The 749-nt window shown below is 56.5% G+C and carries 1 protein-coding gene; it reads right to left on the reverse strand.

Features of this window, described 5'->3' with window-relative positions; genetic code table 11:
* Positions 1-261: 261 nt before the first annotated feature.
* A partial coding sequence (locus H3H37_RS25430; RefSeq protein ID WP_182167779.1) for an IS110 family RNA-guided transposase occupies positions 262-749 on the reverse strand: 488 nt, incomplete at its 5' end.

Consider the following 749-nt stretch of genomic DNA (forward strand, 5'->3'; position numbering starts at 1 on the left):
AAAATCTATGGTCACCCTCTTTTTTGCAAGCTGATTTTTTGTATGCTGTAAGAAGGCTCGCTTAAATCTATCCGGCGTCTAATTGGAGATGTACTCCGCGCCACGATGAGAGTCGCGCCTGTCGGTCCTAAAAAACCGGTCGGCTTGAGCAAGCCGATTTATTTGCCAGGGTATCCGTCAGGCCGGTGTGCCGTTTACGTCATCCAATATCAGCAGTCGCAAAACCGGTAGGTGGTCTTTACAGTGAGTCGGAGGCTCCGCTCAGGCCATGAGCGGAGCCTCATTCATTTCAAATTCTGTGTGATGGGCCGCGATGGCCCACGCGATGCGTGCCAGCTTGTTGGCCAAGGCACAGGCCACCACGTTGGAGTGGCGTCGCCTCAACATGGCGCTGACCCATTGCGCCAATCGCCCTTGCTGACGCTCCAATCGTTGCATGTATGCGCGGGCGCATTGGACCAGTAAGCGCCGCAGATCCTTGTCGCCACGCTTGCTAATGCCCAGCAGCCTGTTTCTTCCACCGGTGCTGTATTGGCGAGGCACGAGTCCGACCGACGCCGCAAAATCGCGCCCGCAGCGATAATGTTTGCCATCCCCCACTTCGGCTGCGAGAACGCTGGCCGTGATCGGTCCGATACCAGGGACAGTCATCAGGCGTTGGCCCAGATCGTCCTCGGTTACCTGCCGTGTCAATTCCCTTTCAATGTCGGCGATTTGCGACTCAAGGTACTTGAAATGGGTCTGCAGCC

The organism is Rugamonas brunnea, from assembly GCF_014042345.1.
In the GTDB taxonomy this organism is placed as follows: domain Bacteria; phylum Pseudomonadota; class Gammaproteobacteria; order Burkholderiales; family Burkholderiaceae_D; genus Rugamonas; species Rugamonas brunnea.